This window comes from Enterococcus asini ATCC 700915 (assembly GCF_000407365.1).
GTDB classification, from domain to species: Bacteria; Bacillota; Bacilli; order Lactobacillales; family Enterococcaceae; genus Enterococcus_C; species Enterococcus_C asini.
The window spans coordinates 223626-247145 of sequence record NZ_ASVU01000002.1 but is presented as its reverse complement, the minus strand read 5'-3'; the positions used below and the strand labels follow the sequence as shown (position 1 = coordinate 247145).

18 protein-coding genes are annotated in these 23520 nt (G+C 46.2%); 2 read left to right on the top strand and 16 right to left on the bottom strand.

The window, feature by feature from the left end; genetic code table 11:
• Window positions 1–4: 4 nt before the first annotated feature.
• From I579_RS11070 to cdaA, 4 genes are all read right to left on the bottom strand, one after another.
• Entirely contained in the window at window positions 5–664 is a 660-nt protein-coding gene (locus I579_RS11070) for an AAA family ATPase (protein ID WP_010753490.1), read from the bottom strand.
• Window positions 665–749: 85 nt separating this feature from the next.
• Window positions 750–2105 (bottom strand): phosphoglucosamine mutase, encoded by a 1356-nt coding sequence (gene glmM / locus I579_RS11065; RefSeq protein WP_010753489.1) that lies wholly within the window; start codon window positions 2103–2105, stop codon window positions 750–752.
• Window positions 2106–2202: 97 nt separating this feature from the next.
• Window positions 2203–3336, bottom strand: coding sequence for a CdaR family protein (locus tag I579_RS11060; RefSeq protein WP_010753488.1), 1134 nt, complete (start codon window positions 3334–3336; stop codon window positions 2203–2205).
• A complete protein-coding gene (gene cdaA / locus I579_RS11055) occupies window positions 3333–4223 on the bottom strand; it encodes a diadenylate cyclase CdaA (protein WP_010753487.1) in 891 nt (296 codons plus the stop codon). The genes I579_RS11060 and cdaA overlap by 4 nt, the downstream gene beginning before the upstream one ends.
• Window positions 4224–4405: 182 nt before the next feature.
• On the opposite strand from cdaA, the gene I579_RS11050 reads away from it, so the two are divergent.
• A complete protein-coding gene (locus tag I579_RS11050; protein WP_010753486.1) occupies window positions 4406–4915 on the top strand; it encodes a thioredoxin domain-containing protein in 510 nt (169 codons plus the stop codon).
• Window positions 4916–4987: 72 nt separating this feature from the next.
• Here I579_RS11050 and whiA read toward each other — a convergent pair whose 3' ends face one another.
• The 6 genes from whiA to uvrB all read right to left on the bottom strand — a co-directional run bounded on the left by whiA (window position 4988) and on the right by uvrB (window position 13684).
• Window positions 4988–5920: a DNA-binding protein WhiA gene (gene whiA, locus I579_RS11045; protein WP_010753485.1), complete on the bottom strand. Its 933-nt coding sequence runs from the start codon at window positions 5918–5920 to the stop codon at window positions 4988–4990.
• A gap of 37 nt (window positions 5921–5957) precedes the next feature.
• Window positions 5958–6956 carry a gluconeogenesis factor YvcK family protein gene (locus I579_RS11040; protein ID WP_010753484.1) on the bottom strand — a complete coding sequence of 333 codons (999 nt, stop codon included), beginning with the start codon at window positions 6954–6956 and terminating at the stop codon, window positions 5958–5960.
• A complete protein-coding gene (gene rapZ / locus I579_RS11035) occupies window positions 6953–7837 on the bottom strand; it encodes an RNase adapter RapZ (RefSeq protein ID WP_010753483.1) in 885 nt (294 codons plus the stop codon). The genes I579_RS11040 and rapZ overlap by 4 nt, the downstream gene beginning before the upstream one ends.
• Window positions 7838–7990: 153 nt before the next feature.
• Window positions 7991–8707: an amino acid racemase gene (locus I579_RS11030; RefSeq protein ID WP_010753482.1), complete on the bottom strand. Its 717-nt coding sequence runs from the start codon at window positions 8705–8707 to the stop codon at window positions 7991–7993.
• Between the two features lie 135 nt (window positions 8708–8842).
• Entirely contained in the window at window positions 8843–11662 is a 2820-nt protein-coding gene (gene uvrA / locus I579_RS11025; protein ID WP_010753481.1) for an excinuclease ABC subunit UvrA, read from the bottom strand.
• Window positions 11663–11692: 30 nt separating this feature from the next.
• Window positions 11693–13684, bottom strand: coding sequence for an excinuclease ABC subunit UvrB (gene uvrB, locus I579_RS11020; RefSeq protein ID WP_010753480.1), 1992 nt, complete (start codon window positions 13682–13684; stop codon window positions 11693–11695).
• A gap of 232 nt (window positions 13685–13916) precedes the next feature.
• Here uvrB and I579_RS11015 point away from each other — a divergent pair, with 232 nt between their 5' ends.
• On the top strand, window positions 13917–16676 hold the full coding sequence (locus I579_RS11015) for a cation-translocating P-type ATPase (protein ID WP_034810343.1): 2760 nt from the start codon (window positions 13917–13919) through the stop codon (window positions 16674–16676).
• A gap of 54 nt (window positions 16677–16730) precedes the next feature.
• Here the strand turns inward: I579_RS11015 and I579_RS11010 are convergent, their stop codons facing one another.
• The 6 genes from I579_RS11010 to hrcA form a co-directional block, all read right to left on the bottom strand.
• The gene (locus I579_RS11010; protein ID WP_010753478.1) at window positions 16731–17432 is read right to left on the bottom strand and encodes a TVP38/TMEM64 family protein; all 702 of its coding nucleotides are present in this window, start codon (window positions 17430–17432) and stop codon (window positions 16731–16733) included.
• A 20-nt stretch (window positions 17433–17452) separates the two neighbouring features.
• On the bottom strand, window positions 17453–18499 hold the full coding sequence (locus tag I579_RS11005; RefSeq protein WP_010753477.1) for an iron-containing alcohol dehydrogenase: 1047 nt from the start codon (window positions 18497–18499) through the stop codon (window positions 17453–17455).
• 74 nt (window positions 18500–18573) lie between these two features.
• Window positions 18574–19740, bottom strand: coding sequence for a molecular chaperone DnaJ (dnaJ, locus tag I579_RS11000; protein ID WP_010753476.1), 1167 nt, complete (start codon window positions 19738–19740; stop codon window positions 18574–18576).
• A 211-nt stretch (window positions 19741–19951) separates the two neighbouring features.
• Entirely contained in the window at window positions 19952–21778 is a 1827-nt protein-coding gene (gene dnaK / locus I579_RS10995) for a molecular chaperone DnaK (protein ID WP_010753475.1), read from the bottom strand.
• Between the two features lie 57 nt (window positions 21779–21835).
• Entirely contained in the window at window positions 21836–22372 is a 537-nt protein-coding gene (grpE, locus tag I579_RS10990; RefSeq protein WP_010753474.1) for a nucleotide exchange factor GrpE, read from the bottom strand.
• Window positions 22373–22398: 26 nt separating this feature from the next.
• Window positions 22399–23451, bottom strand: a complete 1053-nt coding sequence (hrcA, locus tag I579_RS10985) for a heat-inducible transcriptional repressor HrcA (RefSeq protein WP_010753473.1) — start codon at window positions 23449–23451, stop codon at window positions 22399–22401.
• Window positions 23452–23520: the final 69 nt, after the last annotated feature.

The window sequence follows — 23520 nt, the reverse complement described above, 5'->3', positions numbered from 1 at the left end:
CTAATTAGCGAGGGCAACTTTTTTTGTCTTTCACAATCATTCTTTCAAAATTTGTCACGTCCACCACTAAATCACTGTATGCTTTAGGTTGAGCCGTTTCTTCATAAAGTTGTTGCACCGGGATAAAAAATTGCCGATATTGCTCAAGGATCCTAGCCCCATACAAGGGCACATCCCGAAGTTTCCCCCGTTCGAGAATTTCTTTTGGAGAAATATCCAGATACACTTTGTAATCAAAGAGCTCCACTAGCGCTTTTTGATAGAGCAAGACCCCTTCTATGATGACAATGCTATCTGGGGTAATGGCAAACTCCACGCTTTTACTGTATTCATCTGTGCCCATATCTAAGACTTGCCAAGTTTCCTCGAATCCCCCAGCCTTAATCTTTTGCACCAAATCAGTAATCCGAGGCAGATCCAAGGCGTGAGCTAAGTAATAAGCAGGACTTGCCTCTTTTTGGCGCAGGCTACGGGGTTGATGAAAATCATCAATGTGGACTACAGTCACAGGCGTATTTTGCTTTTGCAAATACTCAGCCAGTCTTCTTGCGAGAGTTGTTTTCCCTGAAGTAATGGCTCCATTGATGCCGATAATGGTAGGCCGAGGCAGAGACTGCACTGCTTCGGCGATTTTTTGATACAACCACTCTTTTGATACTTCCAAAATCTTTCTCCTTTTGCTATGGGCTCTGATTCCTATTCAAAGAAAAAACGCCTGTGCCAATTCCCTGGCACAAGCGTTCTTTCTCTTAATCAATGCCGATTTCTGCACGAACGACGGCAGCGATTTTTTCTACATAATATTCAACTTTTTCATCGGTTTCGGCTTCCGCCATTACCCGTAGTAACGGTTCGGTTCCGGAAGGGCGCACGAGAATGCGACCGTTCCCAGCCATTTCGGCTTCCGCTTCATCGATTACCGCTTTAATCGCTGGAACTTCCATGGCGCCGTTTTTATCGGAGACGCGGATGTTTACTAATTTTTGCGGATAAATGGTCACTTCTGCCGCCAACTCAGACAATTTCTTGCCAGTAGCTTTCATAATGCTTAACAGTTGAATCCCAGAAAGCATCCCATCCCCAGTCGTATTGAAATCAAGGAAAATCATGTGGCCGGATTGTTCCCCACCAAAGTTGTAGTCGTTTTTCCGCATTTCTTCCACAACATAGCGATCCCCTACTTGAGTGATGACATCCCGCAAGCCGATTTCTTCCACCGCTTTATGGAAACCAAGGTTACTCATAACAGTAGTGACAATGGTGTCTTGTTTTAACCGTTTTTTGCTAGCTAAGTATTTCGCACAGATGTACATGATCTTGTCACCGTCTACGATATTCCCTAATTCGTCTACGGCAATAACCCGGTCTCCATCCCCATCAAAGGCTAAACCAGCGTCTGCGCCTTTTTCGACTACGAAAGCTGCCAGTGATTCTGGATGAGTAGAGCCCACGCCATCGTTGATATTTAAGCCGTTGGGTTTGGTACCAATGGTATAAAATTCGGTTTCCAAATCGGCAAACAAGCGGTTGACTGTGGTAGCAGTCGCACCGTTGGCTGCATCGATGCAGACGGTTAAACCAGAAAGGTCGCCGTTAATCGTTTGTTCTAAGAATTGTGAGTACTTAAGCAAGCCTTCTGGAAATTCTTCAACGGTACCTAAACCTTCAGCAGAAGGACGTGGCAAAGTATCTTCTGGTGCATCTAGCAAAGCCTCGATTTCCAATTCTTGGTCGTCCACGAGCTTGAAGCCGTCCCCACCGAAAAATTTGATGCCATTGTCCAAAGCAGGATTGTGAGAAGCTGAGATCATCACCCCGGCGCTCGCTTTTTGTACCCGGGTCAAATAAGCAACCCCTGGCGTTGAAATCACGCCTAGTTGAAAGACTTCAATTCCTACAGACAACAAGCCGGCGATCAATGCACTTTCTAACATTTGACCAGAAATCCGGGTGTCACGACCTACCAAGACCCGAGGCCGTTTGTCGGCACTTTCGTGTTGGCTTAAGACGTAACCACCACAGCGGCCTAATTTAAAAGCCAATTCAGGGGTTAATTCCACATTTGCTTCGCCTCTGACACCGTCTGTTCCAAAATATTTTCCCATGTTCATGCTCCTTCATCATATTCACCTAGGAATGTCTCCTAGTAAGATATTCGTCGACTGTTTGCCGACACTTTACGATTACTCGTGAAATATTGTATTACTTTTTCGCACTCGAACTCGTTTCACTGGACGCTTCCGTGGAAGAACTACTGGACTCCTTCGTGCTCGATGAACTGGACGTCGTAGTCGAACTGCTACTGCTTGAAGGGGTCGTTCCTCCAGAATTAGTGGATTGATTGCTCCCAGGAGATTGCGTGCTACTAGGAGTCGAGCTGGTAGCTAATTGAGGGGTAATCGTCACGGAAACCTCATGAGGTTCCACCGTGATCCCATCCGCCACAGGAATCGTGACCTTTTGCGTCGTCCGCTCCCGAATACCCGATACATCCACCGGCACGGCTAACTCAGTGATTTCATCCAAGGCCGCCTCTTCTCCCGTTAAAATCGCCGTAGTCTCCCCTAAAGACAAGGAGACATCCGTCACCCCAGAGGCTAGTGAACCCTCTTGTTCGGGATAGAGCTGGACTTGTTTTTGAGGCGCACTGACCAGGACTTTCACGGTAACTTCCGCCGGATCTGATTCCACACTCAAAGTGTTTCCATCTTTGTCCAAAGCCTGAATGCGCACGGTTTCGGATAAGTTTTTATCCGTGACCTTGGCCGCATCCACCGTGGCTACTAGTCGATCGATTTCCGTCAAAGTTTGAGAACCCGTGGTAACCGTGACTTCTTCTGGGTCCACAGAGACACTGTCTAAGGTATAACCATCCGTTAAATTAGCGGTGGAAACCACCGGCTCTACCTTCATCTTAGCCGAGGTTCGACTCTCAATGGTCACGGTAATGCTCGACGGGGTAATCGTTCCCGTAACTGCTGAACTCATATTTTGTAGCCGCAATTTCACTTCATGGGTTCCTTCTCCAAGCCCGGTCAAATCAGCAATGACTTCAAAGCTGCGAGTGTCCACATTGGCCTCTGTGTTCAACTGAACCCGGTTGTTACTGCTTAATTTCACCGATACCGTAGGGCTATAGCCGTGAATGTAATACTTCTCATCGTCATAATAAGGCTGGATTTTCACATTGTTCAAGGTTTCCTCGAAGGCTTCTGGCGTACTGGAGGAAATTTGCGAAATCAAGCTGCGATCATTGGCGTAGAAAAAGAGAATCAACGCAAAAATTAACGCGGTAAAACCATATAGGAGATTGGTTCGAATTCTTGGTTTGTTCATTTCTTGCCTCCTTTACCGACACCTGAGACACCATCAATAAAGGATTGCAAAATACCTTTTTTACTATCCGTCGTCTCACTGACCAACTCTGCTTGTAGCAAGTCTAAAAACTCTTCTTGGGATAGACCTGGACGCAATTCATTGTTCAAAGAGATGCTGATGTCTCCAGTTTCTTCGGAGACTACCACGGTTAGCGCATCGCTGACTTCACTGACCCCTACCGCTGCCCGATGTCGCGTCCCAAATTCTTTAGGGATCAACATACTCTCGGATAGAGGTAAATAAGCACAAGCCACCGCAATCTTGTCTTGGCGCACAATCACCGCTCCGTCGTGTAAAGGCGTATTCGGGATAAAGATGTTAATCAATAATTCTCCGGTGATGTCGGCATCCAAAGGAATCCCGGTTTCGATGTACTCTTCTAAGCCCGTGTTGCGCTCAATGGTAATCAAAGCACCAATCCGCCGTTTGGACATATACTGCACCGCCTTGTCCAAGGCCTTGATCAGCTTTTCTTCCTCTCGTTGCTCTGATTTACTAGCTAAGAACAGCGAAGTCCTTCCCAGATGCTCCAAGCCCCGGCGAATTTCCGGCTGGAAGATCACAATGGCTGCGATTACCCCATAGGTGATGACTTGATCCATCAGCCACGACAAGGTATGCAAACCAATTAACTCCGCCCCTAAGCGGATGGCAATAAATACGGCGACCCCTTTAAAAAGTTGAATCGCCTTGGTTCCTCTCACTAGCTGAATCAGCTTGTAGATGAGGTACCACACTACCAAAATGTCTAGCACATTCACGAGAAAGCCGACAGAAAATATATCCGTCGTGAATATTTGTTGCCAGTTTTTGATATTGAAAAAATCGTCTAGATTAAAAGACACAGGCAGACCTCCTTTGCTGCTGACTTCCTTACACAGTATACCATATTGTCTTATTTTTTAGGGATTTCTCATGAAAAAACCGGAAAACTCCCGTCCTTGAAGACCTTCTTTTGCCAGGAGAAAAAACTGGTCAACCTTACCATTTTTCATTACACTAGAAGAAACGAAAAGAAGGTGCTTACATGGATATTACCATCATCAAGTCGGAGCTGACAAATCAAGTGACCGGCATTCACCTGGGAAATCCCCAGGCTAAACATCAGCAAATTGAATTTCTCAATCTTGCTTGTCCTTACTGTAAAAAATGGTTTGAAAAAGCCGGCCCCCTCCTAGATCAAAAAACCAAGGAGGGAGACTTGTTTCGGGTGATCAAGCTCTTAAACAAGGAAAAAGAAAGCCTGCAAAAGGGCAATCTTCTTCACACGTTCATTCCGGCAGACCCTACAGCAGCCTTGGCTACGATTGCCAAGCTTTTCGCCACACAAAAAACGTGGCAACAGCTAACGGAACCTGAAATAGTCACCTATGCCCGAGAAGAGTTGGGCCTCACTCCCAAAGAAAATCCGGAGCTCTCAAAAATCGTAACCGAAGCCCAGCAGGCGCAAATTCAATTCGTGCCCACGGTGTTACTTGATGACCAGATTTTTGATGAAACCATCGACTTGGCTACATTGGCGGAGTATTTGGCATAAACAGTTATTTCTATGGACTTATGCCACGCAAAAAGCATTCAGTCTCCTTTCTCTAGGAAACTGAATGCTTTTTTACGTTTCCGAACGTAGGCGCTCGGCGTATTCGTTGATTTTGCGAATGCGGTGGTTAATACCCGACTTCGAAATCGCTCCAGAAGGAATCATCTCCCCCAGTTCTTTCAAACTGATTTCTGGATGTTCCATACGCAAAACGGCGATTTCTTGGAGTTTTTCCGGTAAGGCTTGTAACCCCACCCGATTTTCGATAAAGTGAATGTTTTCGATTTGTTTCGAAGCTGCATCAATGGTCTTATTCATATTGGCCGTTTCACAATTCACGAGGCGATTGACGGAGTTGCGCATATCTCGCACAATCCGCACGTCCTCAAACTTCAGCATGGAATTGGTCGCCCCAATTAAGGTCAAAAAGTCCGCAATTTTTTCTGCCCCTTTTAAATAAGCGATGTAGCCATTTCTTCGCTCCAAGGTGCGGGCGTGTAGGTCATAGTAATTCAACATGTCACAAATATCCTGATTGTGCTCTTCATATAAAGAATAGATTTCCAAGTGGTAGCGACTAGTTTCCGGATTGTTAATCGAGCCGGAAGCCATAAAAGCCCCCCTCAAATAAGAACGCATCTTTTGTGCATTGCCCATGATTTCATCAGACACATGACTGTGAACCATCATGCCTTCCATGATGTCTAGCTCGGTTAAGACCCGCTTGGTATCTTGCTTTAGCCGCACGATATAGACATTGTTCTTTTTCAGCTTCATCTTCCGGCGCACTAACAGCTCGCTACGCACGTCGAAGTGATCCTTTAACAACGTGTAAATCCGCCGAGCAATGGCGGCATTTTCTGTTTGCACGTTTAAGACAAACTGGTGATTGGTCAAACTTAAAGAGCCATTCATCCGCAACAGCGCTGCCAGTTCGGCTTTGGCGTGTTCTCGATGAACCTCTAAGCCGGTTAGTTCTTTCTTAACATCAGCGGCAAAAGACATCGTCTCGCCCCCTTTCTTCTGACCTGAGTCCGTAAATTTAGGACTTGGCCCCGTATAAAATCGTTAGTAATTCTTCCACGACTTTGTCTCCATCGTGGAATACCCCTTTGTCTCGGAGTTTTAAAAAGTCTGTGGAAACCACCCGACAGCCTTCATTGCGCAACGCTTTGAAGTCGTGCTTCACTTGCACCAAGTATTCATCATAGATTTCAAAATCCATATACCCTTCCGGCACTCGTTCCGTATTCACCAAAACTGTGTCGATAAAAGGCTCTTTTAGGTGTTCATGCAATACTTGCACATGATTGGCATCCGTGAAGTGCTCGGTTTCCCCTTTTTGGGTCATAATATTGCAAATATAGACCGTTTCCGCTTGGGTTTTCCGCACGGCTTCCCCAATTTCCGAAATCATTAAATTCGGCAAGATACTGGTAAACAGACTGCCTGGGCCTAAGACGATCATATCCGCTTCCAAAATCGCAGAAACGACTTTTCGAGCCGCTTTTGGTTCTTCCTCAGGATTTTGACTGCGCACGAAGACATGGTCAATCGTCTTGCGATCCAATGCAATTTTTGATTCCCCCACGGCTTCTGTACCATCTTTAAACACCGCATGCAAAACTAAAGGCGTGTCACTACTAGGATAGACATGCCCGTCCACGTGCATCATTTTACTTAATAATTGCACCGCATCATACGTACTGCCTCGCATCTCCGCAATAGCCGCGATAATCAGATTTCCCAAGGCGTGATTGGCCAAAAAGTTGTCTTCTTTTTTAAAGCGATACTGAAAGATATCCGAATACAGCTTTGGCATATCCGACATGGCCACGAGCACATTGCGCAAGTCCCCTGGAGGTGCCATGGAGATGGAGTTGCGGATTTCACCGCTAGAACCGCCATCGTCTGCTACGGTGACGACAGCGGTGATGTCCACACTTTCATTGCGTAAACTGTTTAAAATAACCGGTAAACCGGTCCCTCCGCCTATTACTACGACTTTTGGTCGGCGGATACGATAGGTTTTCATTCTCATGAGCGGTTCACCGTCTCCTTGCGTTTGTCTTTGTCACGATGGGTGATATTCACCTTGTATTCTTTTGCTAGTGCATGACCCACCCGTTCGGTCAATGCCACAGAACGGTGCTGCCCGCCAGTACAACCAATCGCCACGGTCAAACTGCTTTTGCCTTCTTTCACATAACCCGGCATAATCGTCAGCAGCAGATCAAGAAATTTCTCATAGAATTCTTCCGTTTCGGGAAAAGACATAACATACTCATAAACCGGCTGATCCATCCCCGTTAACGGGCGCAAATCGTCAATGTAGTGAGGATTTGGCAAAAAGCGCACATCCATTACGATATCAGCATCAATAGGCAGACCATACTTAAAGCCGAAAGATACCATTTCCACCCGGAAGCCATGGTCTGCGGAACTCTTGAACTCTTGATTGATTTTTTCCCGCAATTGCCGAGGAGTTAATTTAGTAGTGTCGATGACGATGGTTGCTTTTGGTTTCAGATCCTCTAAAATCGCCCGTTCTTTGCGAATTCCTTCTGTAATCAAGCCGTCCATGGCCAATGGATGGGTCCGGCGAGTTTCTTTGTAACGAGAGACCAATTCTTCATCGGAAGCATCCAAGAACAAGACTTGGGTGTCGATGAAATTGGTATTTTCAATGCTGACTAACATGGATTGGATCTCTTCAAAGAAAGAGCGAGAGCGCAAGTCGACCACCAAGGCAATCTTTGTAATCTTCCCTGACTCTTTAATCAACTCCCAAAACTTGGGAATCAAAGAAGGCGGCATGTTGTCGATACAAAAGAAGCCCATATCTTCAAAACTTTGGATGGCAACGGTTTTCCCCGCGCCGCTCATACCGGTAATAATCACCAGTTTTAAATTATCTTGCATAAGAAATCAAACTCCTTTCCGAGCTGTGGTTCACTAAATTCTATTATAGCATTCCGGGCGTGTCCTTGCTATATTTTTACTGAAAACTTACATTATCCTGGATTTACCCAGCAAAAAACGCCTCCGTCACTAGGAGACGTTTTACTTTTTTATTTAATTCGCTTTTTGGCGATCTGCCAAAGCCCGTTCAATGGTTCGATCCACCAAAATCGACTGAGCGTCCACCACGCAAAAGCCATGTCCTGGAGCATGTTCTTCCATTAAGGACAATTCTGTACAGCCTAAAACCACACTTTCACAACCTTGTCCTTCAATCGCATCGGAGAGTATCTCGTGGTACAAAGGAACATTTAAAAAGTCCCGCTCTTTAATATCCCCATAGATTAGCTGATTGACTTTTCCTTGCAGTACCTCATCTGGTAAAACTACTTCAAATCCGGCTGCGGTCAATTCCTTCGTGTACACGCCGGCCCTAACGCTGCCCTCGGTACCAAGAAAGGCCACTTTGCCCCCTTGTTGCTGGCCTTGTAAAGCGCGAGCTGCTTCTCGAGGCATGTGCAATAACGGAATCTTCGTTGCGTCTTGCAATTGATCATAGTAGTAATGAGCCGTATTACAGGTCAACACAATAAAATTCGGCTCCAATAAATTTTGCTTGGCAATATCATCCAACAAAAATGGCAGTGGATCCGCCGCTTCTCCTGGATGTAAAATCGCTGCGGTGCGATCCGGTACAGTGGCGTGATTGAACAAGACATAGTTCAAATAATCCTGATCCTTATGGGTAACCGTTCGTTGGTTTAATACTCGTACGAAACTTTCCGTGGCCATGGTTCCCATGCCCCCCATAATGCTAAAAAAATTTTCCACCTGTACTCCTTCTTTCCACCGTCTCTGGCTAACAGGTATTGAACCTGTTCCTTGTTTTCAGTATCTTATCATACACTAGAAAAGGAGCGCAAAGCAAGGCTTCACGCTCCCAGTAGGAAAATCATAGAGAAACTTTTATTTCAAGACTCGTTTCAAGTATTGTCCCGTATAGCTTTCTGCAACTTTGGCGATTTTTTCCGGTGTACCGGTCGCTACAATCGTACCGCCCCCGTCGCCTCCTTCTGGTCCCAGGTCAATAACCCAGTCCGCCGTCTTAATCACATCCAAGTTGTGTTCAATCACTAAAACGGTATTCCCTGCATCCACAAGACGTTCCAACACTTGCAAAAGTCGCGCGATATCATCTGTGTGAAGCCCTGTGGTTGGCTCATCCAAAATGTAAAAGCTCTTGCCATTGGACTTCTTGTGCAATTCACTAGCCAACTTCATTCGTTGGGCTTCCCCACCTGATAACGTAGTGGCAGGCTGACCCAAAGTCACATAGCCTAGACCCACATCCACAATTGTCTCCAATTTCCGGTGAATCTTCGGAATGTGTTTGAAGAACTCTACGGCGTCTTCTACGGTCATTTCCAAGATTTCTGCGATATTTTTCCCTTTATAATGGACTTCTAAAGTTTCTGAATTGTAGCGTTTCCCATGGCAAACTTCGCAAGGCACGTAAACATCCGGCAAAAAGTGCATCTCGATTTTGATGATGCCGTCCCCTTTACATGCTTCACAACGCCCACCTTTAACGTTGAAACTAAAGCGGCCTTTCTTATAGCCACGAATCTTGGCTTCATTGGTCTTCGTGAAGAGATCCCGAATATCGTCGAATACACTCGTATACGTCGCTGGATTACTCCGAGGAGTCCGGCCAATCGGACTTTGATCGATATCGATGATTTTTTCGATTGATTCATATCCGGTAATTTTTTTGAATTTCCCTGGTTTATGAGTGTTGTGGTTAATTTTTTGAGCCAAGGCTTTTTTCAAGATTTCATTGACCAAAGTGGATTTCCCGGAACCAGAAACACCAGTCACGGCAATAAACTTCCCAAGTGGAAAGTCCACATTGATGTCTTTTAAGTTGTTTTCCGAGGCTTTCGTTAAGCTGATTTTTTCTCCGTTGCCTTTGCGGCGTTTGGTTGGTACAGGAATCACTTTTTTACCGGACAAGTACTGTCCGGTAATGGAATTTGGATTTGCTGCAACTTCTGCCGGTGTGCCTGCTGCGACGATTTTGCCCCCTTGATCCCCGGCGCCTGGGCCTACATCAATTAAGTAGTCGGCAGCTTTCATGGTATCTTCGTCGTGTTCCACCACGATCAAAGTATTGCCCAAGTCACGCATCTTCCGTAGTGAATCTAGTAAACGATCGTTGTCTCGTTGGTGCAAACCGATGGAAGGCTCGTCTAAGATATATAAGACCCCCGAGAGATTGGACCCGATTTGGGTGGCCAAGCGAATCCGCTGAGCTTCTCCCCCAGACAAAGTCCCACTGGAACGACTCAAGGTCAGATATTCCAGCCCTACATTGCGTAAAAAGTGCAGGCGATCGTGAACTTCTTTTAAGATTGGTTTCGCAATGGTTTGTTCTTGTTCCGAAAGTTGCAACCCTTCCACAAAGGTCAAGGCTTTGTCGATGGCCAACTGGCTTAATTCCCCGATGTTGACTTCGTTGATTTGTACCGAGAGCGCTTGTGGGTTCAAACGAAAACCGTGACACGCTTGACACGTCAATTCCGTCATGTACAGGCGCATTTGATCTCTAGTGAAATCGCTATTGGTTTCGTGGTAACGGCGTTTAATATTGGTCAAAACACCTTCAAAGGGCACTTCCACATCTCGGACGCCCCCAAAGTCATTTTCATAATGGAAATGGAAGGCTTCTCCCGCCGAACCCCGCAAGACGATTTCCCGGTGTTCTTCAGGGAGATCCTCAAACGGCGTGTTCATGTCGATGCCGAAGCTTTCGCACGCCTGCCGGAGTAGTTCAGGATAGTATTGAGAACTGATGGGATTCCAAGGCACAATTGCCCCTTCTGCCAAGGTTTTACTTGGATCTGGAATCACCAAATCTTCGTCCACTTCCAATTTGATACCCAGCCCGTCACATTCGGGACACGCTCCAAAAGGCGCATTGAAAGAAAAGAGTCGCGGTTCCAACTCGCCCACGGTAAATCCACAATAAGGACAAGAATAATGTTCACTAAAGAGCATTTCCTCTTGACCGATGACATCCACTACCGCATAGCCTTTTGCCAAGTGAAGGGCTGTTTCAAAGGAACCAAATAAGCGAGAACGCACACCTTCTTTCACCACAATCCGGTCGATGACGATGCTGATTTCGTGTTTGCGATTTTTTTCTAATTCCGGTACTTCGGTGATTTCGTAAATCTCTCCATCTACTCGCACCCGCACATAGCCTTCTCGTTGAATCATTTCAAAGACTTTTTTGTGCTGGCCTTTTTTCTGATAGACAATCGGAGCCAAGATTTGAATCTTCGTGCGTTCCGGTAAAGCCAAGACCGCATCCACCATTTGTTCCACAGACTGACTGGTGATTTCAATGTGATCATTAGGACAAATCGGATGTCCCACCCGGGCGTACAATAAGCGCAAATAGTCATTAACCTCGGTCACCGTTCCCACGGTAGAGCGAGGATTCTTACTAGTAGTCTTTTGGTCGATAGAAATCGCCGGGCTCAAGCCGTCGATGCTATCCACATCCGGTTTATCCATTTGTCCTAAAAACTGGCGCGCATAGGCAGAAAGACTTTCCACATACCGCCGTTGTCCTTCTGCATACAACGTATCAAAGGCCAAGGAACTCTTCCCCGAGCCGGATAGTCCAGTGACTACCACCAATTGATCCCGCGGAATCGTTACATCTACATTTTTCAAATTATGGGCACGAGCGCCATGAATCACAATTTTATCGTTTGCCATGATCGGCCTCCTTACAGTTTGCCGGTCTATTTACTGACCGGCTTTTAATTCCAAGATTGTATCCCGTAATGTCGCGGCGGTTTCAAAGTCTAAGGCTTTGGCCGCGTCTTTCATTTCTTTTTCCAACTTCATAATCAGTGTATCCCGATCTTCTTTGGACATATCTTCATAGTCCGCCAAAGTATACGTAGTGTCTTCTTCCGCCACTTTGGTAATGGCAATCAAGTCGCGAATTTCTTTAATAATCGTCTTCGGCACGATGCCGTGTTCTTCATTGTATTTCTCTTGGATACTCCGACGACGAGCGGTTTCGTCCATGGCTTTTTGCATGGAGTCCGTAATCTTGTCTGCATACATGATAACTTTGCCTTCCGAATTACGGGCAGCCCGGCCGATGGTTTGTACCAAGGAACGTTCACTTCGCAAAAAGCCTTCTTTATCTGCATCCAAAATCGCCACCAAGGAAACTTCCGGCACGTCCAAACCTTCCCGCAACAAGTTAATCCCTACCAAGACGTCGAATTCTCCTAAACGCAAGTTGCGGATGATTTCTGTCCGTTCCAAGGTCTTAATATCCGAATGCAAATATTTAACCTTAATGCCCAGTTCTTTCAAATAATCCGTTAAGTCTTCGGACATTTTCTTGGTCAAAGTGGTGACAAAGACCCGCTCATCTTTTGCCGCGCGCTCATTGATTTCTCCCACTAGATCATCGATTTGGCCCATAATCGGTCGCACTTCAATCAACGGATCCAGTAATCCCGTTGGTCGAATAATCTGTTGCACCACAGTATTTGTTTGTGTTTCTTCGTAAGGTCCCGGTGTCGCGGAAACATAAATAATCTGATGTACGTGCTCTTCAAATTCTTCCAAGCGCAAAGGTCGGTTGTCCAGTGCAGAAGGCAAGCGGAACCCATAGTCCACCAGCATTTGCTTTCTGGCTCGGTCCCCATTGTACATCCCCCGTACTTGAGGCATGGTAACGTGGGATTCGTCGATTACGATTAAGAAATCCTCTGGGAAAAAGTCCAGCAAAGTATACGGCGGTTCTCCGGGATTACGACCGTCCATGTGGCGAGAATAGTTTTCGATACCGGACGTATAGCCCATTTCCCGGAGCATCTCAATATCATAATTCGTCCGTTGTTCCAAACGTTGCGCTTCTAAAAGCTTATTGTCTGCTCGTAAAATCTGCAAGCGCATATCTAGTTCCGCTTGGATACTGGCAATGGCATGATCCAAGTGATTCTCGTCGGTAACGAAGTGAGTAGCCGGAAAGATGGAGACGTGTTCGGTCTCACTGATGATCTCACCGGTTAAAGCGTCTACTTCCCGGATCCGATCGATTTCGTCTCCGAAAAATTCCACCCGTAGCGCCCGTTCATCCCGAGAAGCTGGAAAAATTTCCACGACATCTCCTCGGACCCGGAAACGGCCCCGTTGGAAGTCGATATCATTGCGTTCAAATTGGATTTCAATCAAACGTCGTAACAATTGATCCCGACTGATTTCCATCCCTACCCGTAAAGAAACCACTTGTTTTTGGTATTCCATTGGCGAACCTAAACCAAAAATACAAGACACAGAAGCCACTACCACCACATCGTTACGCTCCAATAGAGAGCTCGTGGCAGAGTGACGCAATTTGTCGATTTCATCATTGATACTAGAATCTTTTTCGATATACGTATCCGATGACGGCACATAGGCTTCCGGTTGGTAATAGTCATAATAGCTGACAAAGTATTCCACGGCATTGTTGGGGAAAAATTCCTTAAACTCCCCGTAGAGCTGTCCTGCTAAGGTTTTGTTATGGGCAATAATCAAGGTCGGCTTATTCACCTGTTGAATTACATTGGAGATGGTATAGGTCTTCCCTGTACCGGTCGCTCCTAATAAAACTTGGGCTTTTTCGCCCCCCTTAATCCCCGCCACTAATTGGGCAATGGCCTCCGGTTGGTCCCCGGCCGGCTGATACTTCGAGACCAAATCAAACTGGTGATTTGTTTCACGTTCAATCACAGGAATCATCCTCTCTTCAAACCTAGTGTACCCTCTTTCAGACTAGCTGACACGCAAAAGGGTTCCTAACTCGCTTATTTTACCATAGGGAACATATTTTCGCTATTTTTTCTCTCTCTCAAAAGAACACCGGGAAAATCCTTTACTTCTTCTTCAGAAATTCCCTACCTACTCCTTAAGCACTCTATCTTTTGCAATTTTCTGGGAATCATACGAAAATAAGGACGAGGTGATGGAAATGGCTAAGATGGAACCTAAACAATGGGCTACCATTGACAAAGAAGAAGTCTTCAAAAAAAGTGGCAGTAGCACCACAGGGTTAAGCAGTGACGAGGCAACAACACGCTTGGCTCAATACGGAAGAAATGTAATCACCACCCAAAACGGTCCTTCTAGACTCAAGGCTTTTTTTAAGAACTTTTCCAGTTTAATGTCGCTTTTACTGTGGATTGCTGGGGGCATCGCTTTTGTCGCTCAAATGCACGAGCTAGGTGTGGCCATCTGGTTAGTCAACATCATCAACGGTCTCTTCAGTTTTTGGCAGCAGCAGCGGGCCCAAGCAGCCACAGATGCCCTCCAAAAGATGCTTCCTTCTTATGCAAAGGTTTTGCGGGATGGGGCTCCTTTAAAAGTAACTACTGAAGAATTGGTCCCTGGAGACATCGTCTTGTTAAATAGCGGCGACAATATTCCAGCGGATGGACGACTGTTTGTCTGTGACAGCCTGCAAGTCAACCAGTCCTCACTAACCGGGGAAGCCGTTCCCGTCAGTAAAGAAGACGCCTCCCAAAGCCAAGCAGCGATTCAGGCCGCCGGGCGCTTTTCCGAGGCCAATCTCGTCTACGAAGGGACGTCCGTTGTAGCCGGTAGCGGTCAGATGATTGTACTAGCCACGGGAATGGATACGGAATTCGGGCAAATTGCTTCTTTGACAGGGACCGTCACAGAAACTGTAACTCCCTTAGAAAAGGAATTAAACGTTTTGACCCGGCAAATCTCCGTGATTGCCATTATCATCGGAATTTTATTCTTTATCGCCGCCGTCTTCGTAGTGAAATATCCGATTGTCCAAGCCTTTCTCTTTGCTTTAGGAATGGTGGTAGCCTTTATTCCGGAAGGCTTGTTGCCCACGGTGACCCTGGCTTTGGCCAATGCCGTTCAAAAAATGGCTAAACGCAACGCTTTGGTGAAACATTTAAACAGCGTCGAAACCTTAGGCGAAACCACTGTGATTTGTTCGGATAAAACCGGCACCTTGACGAAAAATCAGATGACCATTGAAAAAGTTTGGTTGCCAGTTGGGGAATACGCCGTTTCTGGCAGTGGCTATGAGGCTCATGGAAATGTCACTCAAGAAGGACGGCCAATCGAGTTGAGTTTGGAACAAGACTTAGAAACCTTTATTCGCATTGGGGCTTTGTGCAACAACTCCGCCATTGAAGAAAAAGGCGGCCACGCTCACTTAGTCGGTGGCCCGGACGAAGGCAGCTTGTTAGTCTTAGCCCAAAAAGCCCTCTTTTCAGTCAAACAAGAAAGCCAGAGCTATCCCAGAATCAAAGAACTCCCCTTTGACTCGCAAAGAAAGCGTATGTCTACCATTCATCAAGGAGAACAAAAACGACTGATTTTCACAAAAGGAGGCATCAACGAAGTCCTCGCTGTTTGTAGCCAGTATAGGAAAAATGGCAAGGTAGCGCCTTTAACAGCAGACATCAAGCGTGAAATTCTCACCCAAAATGATCAGTACGCCAAAGAAGGCTTACGTACCTTGGCTTGTGCCTATCGACCCTTAGCACCGGAAGAAACCGACTATACCGTGGAGGCCACGGAGCAAAACTTAATCTTCGTGGGCCTGAGTGCCAGTCAAGATCCTCCCCGAGACAATGTGATGGAAGCCATCGAAAAATGTCACAAAGCTAGCATTCGCATTATCATGGTTACTGGGGACTATGGTTTAACCGCCGAGAGCATCGCCCGAAAAATCGGTATCGTTCAAGGAGAGGATCTGCGGATTGTCACGGGAGATCAGTTGGCACAAATGTCTGACGCTGAATTAAAAGAAAATCTGACCCATGAGATCATCTTTGCCCGCGTGGCCCCGGAACAAAAATACCGCGTGGTGGACAACCTGCAACAATTAGGCGAAGTCGTGGCTTCCACTGGTGATGGGGTCAACGATGCCCCAGCATTGAAGAAGGCCGACATCGGTGTGGCCATGGGAATCACCGGAACCGACGTGGCCAAAGAAGCCGCGGATATGATCTTAACCGATGACAATTTCACTTCGATTGTCAACGCCATTGAAGAAGGGCGCACCGTGTATGCCAATATTCGCCGTTTCTTGTTGTATATTTTAAACAGCAATGTCCCTGAAGCCGTGCCTTCCCTACTGTTTCTTTTATCCCGGGGCATGATTCCTCTGCCTTTGACGGTCATGCAAATCTTGACCATCGATTTGGGTACGGATATTTTCCCCGCATTGGGTCTGGCCTCCGAGCCCACAGAAGAAGGCTTGATGGAGAACCCCCCACGAGAAAAACATACTCACCTACTTACGAAAAAACTTTTGTGGAAAGCATTTGGTTGGTATGGGTTAATGGCTTCCCTTTTTGCCACTCTGGCGTATTTCTTCGTCAATTGGCGTGCCGGCTGGCCTAGCCAACCTTTGGCCGCAACGGGACACACTTATGTTTTGGCCACTACTATGACATTAGCGGCGATTGTCTTTAGTCAAATCGGGGCCGTCTTCAACTGTCGTACTAATACCGAGTCCTTGTTTAAAGTTGGCTTCTTCAGTAATCGGCGAGTCCTCTTCGGTATTGTAGCCGAGATTGTAATCATCTTAGCCTTGGTTTACTTACCGATACTTCAAGGACTCTTCCACACTACCGGTATCGAATTGCAAGACTGGCTTTTCTTGATTGCCATTCCGCTGCCAATCATCCTACTAGAAGAACTACGAAAAGCTTGGTTGCGAAGAAAAGCCGCTTAATTTCAATTAAACAAACAAGCGTCAGAAAAGACTGTGGTCTTCTCTGACGCTTGTTTATTTGGCTTTCTCTCGTTTTTCATGACGCTTTAAGAGCCCCACTGAAAGCAAGATTACCACTAATCCTGCTGCCACCAAAAGCAACCGGCGAAAATTCCCCGACAACAGAGCGTCACCGCCTAGTGCGTAGAAAACCGAGGTGGGCAAGACTCCCAGTAACACCGGGAGCAAGACCTCCCTTTCGGTGTAGCCTTTTAAAGTTGCCGTGTAGTTCACCAAAAAGGTGGGCACAACGGGAATCATATATCCTAGTGTCAAGCCTACTTTCGGGTGCTTCATCCTGGAAATTGCTTTGACCCATTCATTTTTTCCATGGCGTTTGTCGATTAATTTAATTCGTCGAAACAAGGCAATAGCCACCAAATTTCCCATAAGATTGCCCCCGATGTTGATCAAGCTCCCCACCACAGGGCCGTAACAAACACCCACAAAGACGCAGACTACCGAGGTGGGCACCCCAGGTATGGCACACATGATTCCGATTAAACAAAAGAACAAGAGCGCCACTGCTACCCCATGGGAACGGATTTGTTTTAGTACCAGTTCCTCAGAAACTTCCGGATTAAACCACAGCTGCAAGTCCCGATGGTAGGCAAAATACAAAAGTAGCAAAAGCAAGACTAAGAGCGCCACCCCAATACCAATGGCAATCGCTTTATTTTGTTTGATTTTTTCCAGCTCTTTTTCCAACGCCACCACTTCTTCCCTCGTCCTTTAACTTATGCTAATGTTGCTAACCCCGCGAGTAGATCTGCTTTGGTAATCCCAGCCTTTAATGGATTGCCCTTAGTCGCAGCAGCGAGTATTCCTTGAGCCAAGAATTCTGCTTGAGTAGGCGTTAAGGTCACCCCTAGTGCTTTTAAGGTGAGCGGTAGCCTAATTTCCGCTAAAAATTCTCGATACGTCGAAAACTCCTCTGATTCTTCTACTACTAATTGCAACAAAAGGCCGACGCCGACGATTTCTCCATGACTTCTAGAAACCGATAGCGACCGGTCACCTAAAAGGGTGTTGTGAAAAGCATGGGCCAAACTCAAGCCACCATTTTCAAATCCTAAGCCGCTGAGTAAGATATTGGCTTCCACCACATTCTCAAAAGCCTGACTGTGGACTCCTTTTGCTTGGTCTTGTAAAGCTTGCCGTCCGTCTGCCAATAAGGTATCCCGACAAGCTTTCGCCAATGCCACGGCAGCAATGGTTGGTCGCTCATTGTTTAACCCCTGCTCTTTTTGCTCCCAAACCGTAGTCGCTTCTACATAGGTACAAAGTCCATCGGCAATCCCCTGAGCTAAAAATTTCCCCGGAGCATGAAAAATCACCTGACTATCTACCAGAACCAAGTCCGGATTAAAAGGATAATGCTCGTAGCCTAAAAAAGCTCCATTTGAATCATAGGTCACGGAAATACTGGATGTGGGCGCATCCGTAGCTGCCGAAGTGGGCAATACGGCACAACGCCAACCACCGCGAGCTGCCAAGGTCTTCCCTATATCAATTGCACGACCCCCGCCTAGTGCAATGACCACCTCACACGTTCCCTTTGAAAGTAAATCTTCCAAGGATACTATCTCGTCCACCAACAGAACTTGAATCTCCATCTCTAAACCTTGTAATGCTTGCTCTAGCTCTTTGCCTACCAGTTGATAGACAAACCCATCCGTCACCAAAAGTCCTTTGGTTCCTAGACGCCGTACTTCTGCTAAAGCGCTCTGAAACACCCCGGGACCTTGCAGATACTTTTGGGGACTACGAAAACTTCTTATCATCGGTTTCACTCCTTTGTTACAGCATACCAAAAAAAAGGAAGGGCACCAATTAAATTTGGTTTCCTTCCTTTTTTCTATTTCTTCTTAAAAGCGTCCTTCATCTTGTCGAAAAATCCTTCCGAAGATTCGGATTCATTGATCTTATCTCCGCTAACTTCTGCAAATTGCCGTAACGCTGCTTTTTGGTCTTCACTTAAATTCCGTGGCGTCATGACTTTCACACGAACGGTTTGGTCCCCATTGCCATTGCCTCGCAATTTCGGTGCGCCTTTGCCACGTAAGCGGAAGTTCGTCCCTGTTTGGGTTCCCGCAGGAATTTTCAACTTCACATCTCCGTGAACGGTAGGAACGTTGATTTCGTCCCCTAAAGCCGCTTGGACAAAGTTCAATGGTTGTTCATAGTAAATCTCTGCCCCTTCTCGGTTGAAGATATCACTTTCTTCAACCCGGAAGACTACATACAAATCACCGTAAGGGCCGTTATTCGTACCGGCTTCCCCTTGGCCTTGCAAACGCATTTGTTGACCATCTTCGACCCCGGCAGGCACATTGACCTTCAATTCGTGGGCTTTCTTTTCATGTCCAGAACCGCCACAAGTTGGGCATGGTTCTTTGATTTCTTTCCCGGTACCATGACAGACATCACAGGTTTGACGGCTCATGACCCGGCCAAGTGGTGTTTGTCGTTCCACATTAATGGACCCAGAACCGCCACATTTGTGACACGTTTCCGGTTGTGTGCCTGGTTTTGCCCCATTCCCGTGACAAGTATGACATTCTTCTTCACGATTGTAGCGAATCGTTTTTTCCAAGCCAAAAATCGCTTCTTCAAACTTCAGCTTAATCGTGTACTGTAAGTCTGCCCCTTGCCGTGGTGCATTCGGATTGGCTCCTCGGGAACCACCACCGCCAAAGAATGTGTCAAAAATATCTTCAAAGCCACCAAAACCGCCGCCAGAAAAACCACCGAAGTCCCCGTAGCCGCCGCCAAAACCACCGCCACCACCGAAGTTCGGGTTGGTTCCAGCATGGCCGTATTGATCGTAAGCCGCCCGTTTTTGGGCATCGCTTAAGACTTCATAGGCTTCGGAAATCTCTTTGAATTTTTCTTCTGCATCTGGTTCTTTGTTAATATCCGGATGGTATTTTTTGGAAAGCTTGCGGTATGCTTTTTTTATTTCATCATCTGTTGCCCCTTTTGCTACACCGAGGACTTCATAGTAATCTCGTTTCTCTGCCATTGGCTTTCCTCCTACTTCAAAAAGCTAACTGAAAACAGTTAGGCATTTATGCACTGGCTATTTTACCATATCTCCTAGGGGCACTGCACCCTTTTCCCGTGGAAAAAGAGGTAGAAACTGACCCTAACTGGGAAAAAACAGCCAAAGTATGTCACTTTGGCTGTCCTTTTCGTGGCCTAAGCCAGGTTGTCATTCATTTGGAAGAGTCGGCTTATTTATCGTCGTCGACTTCTTCAAAATCAGCATCTACAACATCATCCGCGCCGCCTTGTGCAGCTTCTGGATTTTCTTGGGCTTGTTGTTGCGCTGCTTGTTCATACAATTTCACAGTTAAGTTTTGTACGATTTCGTTCAAAGCATCCCGTTTGGTCTTCATTTCTTCCAAGTTGTTTGCTTCAACAGCAGCTTTCAATTCGTCCCGAGCGTCTTCTGCTTTCTTCACTTCGTCGGCGTCAACTTTGCCTTCTAGTTCCTTCAAAGTCTTGTCAACAGTGAACAACAAAGCATCCACATCGTTACGAAGATCAGCTTCTTCTTTCCGTTGTTTGTCGGCATCCGCATTGGCTTCAGCATCTTTCACCATGCGTTCGATTTCTTCGTCGGAAAGACCAGAAGAAGATTTGATCGTGATTTTTTGTTCTTTTTGTGTGCCTAGATCTTTCGCAGATACGTTAACGATCCCGTTTTTGTCGATATCGAATGTAACTTCGATTTGAGGGATACCACGAGGTGCTGGTGGAATATCCGTCAATTGGAAGCGACCAAGTGTTTTGTTGTCCGCAGCCATTGGACGTTCCCCTTGCAAGACATGGATATCAACGGCTGGTTGATTGTCTGCTGCAGTAGAGAAGACTTGTGATTTAGAAGTTGGGATGGTCGTGTTGCGGTCAATCAATTTCGTGAAGACAGCACCCATAGTTTCAATCCCTAGAGACAATGGTGTAACATCAAGCAAGACCACGTCTTTCACATCACCGGTGATAACCCCACCTTGGATAGCCGCACCCATAGCTACTACTTCGTCTGGGTTAACGGATTTGTTTGGTTCTTTGTTCGTTTCTTTGCGAACTGCTTCCACAACGGAAGGAATCCGTGTAGAACCACCGACTAAGATTACTTCGTCGATTTCAGATTGGTTCAAGCCAGCATCTTTCAACGCTTGACGAACTGGAATCTTCGTACGTTCTACTAAGTCAGCAGTTAATTCATCAAATTTCGCACGAGTCAAAGTCATTTCCAAGTGCAACGGACCTGCTTCGCCAGCAGTGATAAATGGCAAGCTGATTTGTGTGCTAGTTACACCAGACAAATCTTTTTTCGCTTTTTCAGCAGCGTCTTTCAAACGTTGCAAAGCCATTTTGTCATTGGACAAGTCAATGCCATTATCTTTTTTGAATTCGGCTACCATGTAATCGATGATCTTGTTATCGAAGTCATCCCCACCTAGGTGGTTGTCCCCAGCAGTTGACAATACATCGAAGACCCCGTCCCCTAATTCAAGGATAGACACGTCGAATGTACCACCACCAAGGTCAAAGACTAAGATTTTTTCGTCTTTGTCGGTTTTGTCCATACCGTATGCCAAAGCAGCGGCAGTTGGTTCATTGACAATCCGTTCAACTTCCAAACCAGCGATTTTCCCAGCGTCTTTGGTTGCTTGACGTTGTGCGTCGTTAAAGTAAGCTGGTACAGTGATGACTGCTTTGTCCACTGGTTCCCCTAGATAATCTTCAGCGAAACCTTTCAAATATTGCAAGATCATAGCAGAGATTTCTTGAGGTGTGTAGTTTTTGCCTTCCACGTCCACTTTGTAGCCTGCTTCGCCCATATGACGTTTGATAGAAGCCACTGTATTCGGATTTGTCACTGCTTGACGTTTTGCGACTTCGCCGACTTGAATTTCGCCATTTTTAAATGACACAACGGATGGTGTCGTGCGGTTGCCTTCTGGGTTAGCGATGATTTTTGCTTCGCCGCCTTCTAAGACTGCGACTGCAGAGTTTGTTGTTCCCAGGTCGATCCCGATAATTTTACCCATAATAAAACGCTCCTTTAAATTTAAATGTAAAGTAATCGTAATTACTTGAATCTGCTGTTATTGTGCTACGATGACCATGCTTGGTCGTAATACTCGGTCATGCAAGCGGTAGCCTTTTTGGAAGACTTCCACGATAGTGTCCGCCGGCAAATCCTCAGTGGCAGGCACGATTTGAACCCCGTGGTGCACGTTAGGATCATAGGCATCGCCTTTGGCTGCCGGAATTTCTTCCACGCCTTCTTCTTTCAAAGCCGCTAACAAACCTTCTAAAACCATTTCCACGCCTTTTTTCAAGCTAGCCCCTTGTTCGTCTTGAACTTCGGTTTGCAATGCTCGTTCCAGGTTGTCAATGGATGATAGCAATTTTTTCGCTAAATCTTGCGAACGGTATTTTTGCAATTGTTCCCGTTCATTGCGATTGCGATTGGTGATATTGGCGATTTCCGCTCGAGCCCGTAAAAACTGGTCCTCAAACTGATCCCGCTCCGTGGTGAGCTTTTCGATTTCAGAAACGGCTTCAGCTTTCTCTTCAGCTTCAGTTTCCAAATCTTTTAGTTCTTCCACTTCTTCTGTGAATTCTTCTTTTTCAGACACGTCTTAACTTCCCTTCTTTATCAATCTTATTGGTTCCAGCCACCGGTTTCGTCTAAAGACTTGTAATAATCGGCCACTTTAGCAGCCAGCTCATGACGAAACGCATCGACTAGACTGAACAGACGGGAATACTGCATATTTGTCGGTCCCAACAGGGCGATGGTTCCCGTACCGTGTCCATCAATCTGATAAGATGCTTGAATCAAGCTCATATTGGAAAAGAGCTCATTGCCCAACTCATCACCAATGCGGATTTGAATCCCTTGATCCACTGGAATCAAAAGCTGTGTGAGTCCCTCTGGGTCTTTCAGTAGCGTGTACATCAGTTTAAACTGACTCACGTCTTGGGCAGGTTCAAAGTCCACAAAGTTCATACGGCCACCCACAAAGACCTTCTCCTCGAAAGCCCGTCCCAACATGGTATCTACTAAAGTCAAGATGCCATCCGGAGTTTGGAAATACTTCCGTAAGAAGATCGGCATTTCCGTGTGCAGTTTTTGATACACCGTAGTTAGCGGTTCGCCTACCAATTTGTCATTGAGAATTCGAACGACTTTTTCCAAATCTGCTCCCGAAACCGATGCCGGGATTTCAAAGACCTGACTTTCCACGTTTTCCTTGTCGGTTACTAAAATCGCAACCACCTGGCGCCGATTCAACGGCACGATGCGAAAACCAGTCAAACGACGATTCTTCACATCCGGTCCTAAAGACAAGGCTGTGTAACTAGTCAAATCAGACAGGATATCCACCGACTGTTTCATGATTTCATTGAGCTCATGAAACTCTCCTTGGAAGGAGCGGCGAATTTTTTGAATCTCCCTTTGATTGACTCGACTAGGTTGTAAAAGATGATCGACGTAATAGCGATAGCCCAATAAAGAAGGAATCCGGCCTGATGAGGAATGGGTCTTTTGCAAGAGTCCCAAATCTTCCAGTGCTTTCATCTCATTACGAATTGTGGCGGAACTAACGTCGATGCCTTCTTCCATCAGTTTCTTTGACCCCACCGGAGAACCGGTTTGAGTAAAGTTCTGGATGATGAGACGTAAAATACTTTGTTGCCTACTTGTCAACATGTCATTCACCCCTTGTTAGCACTCCATATCGTTAAGTGCTAACACGATTATAAATATATCACACTCCCT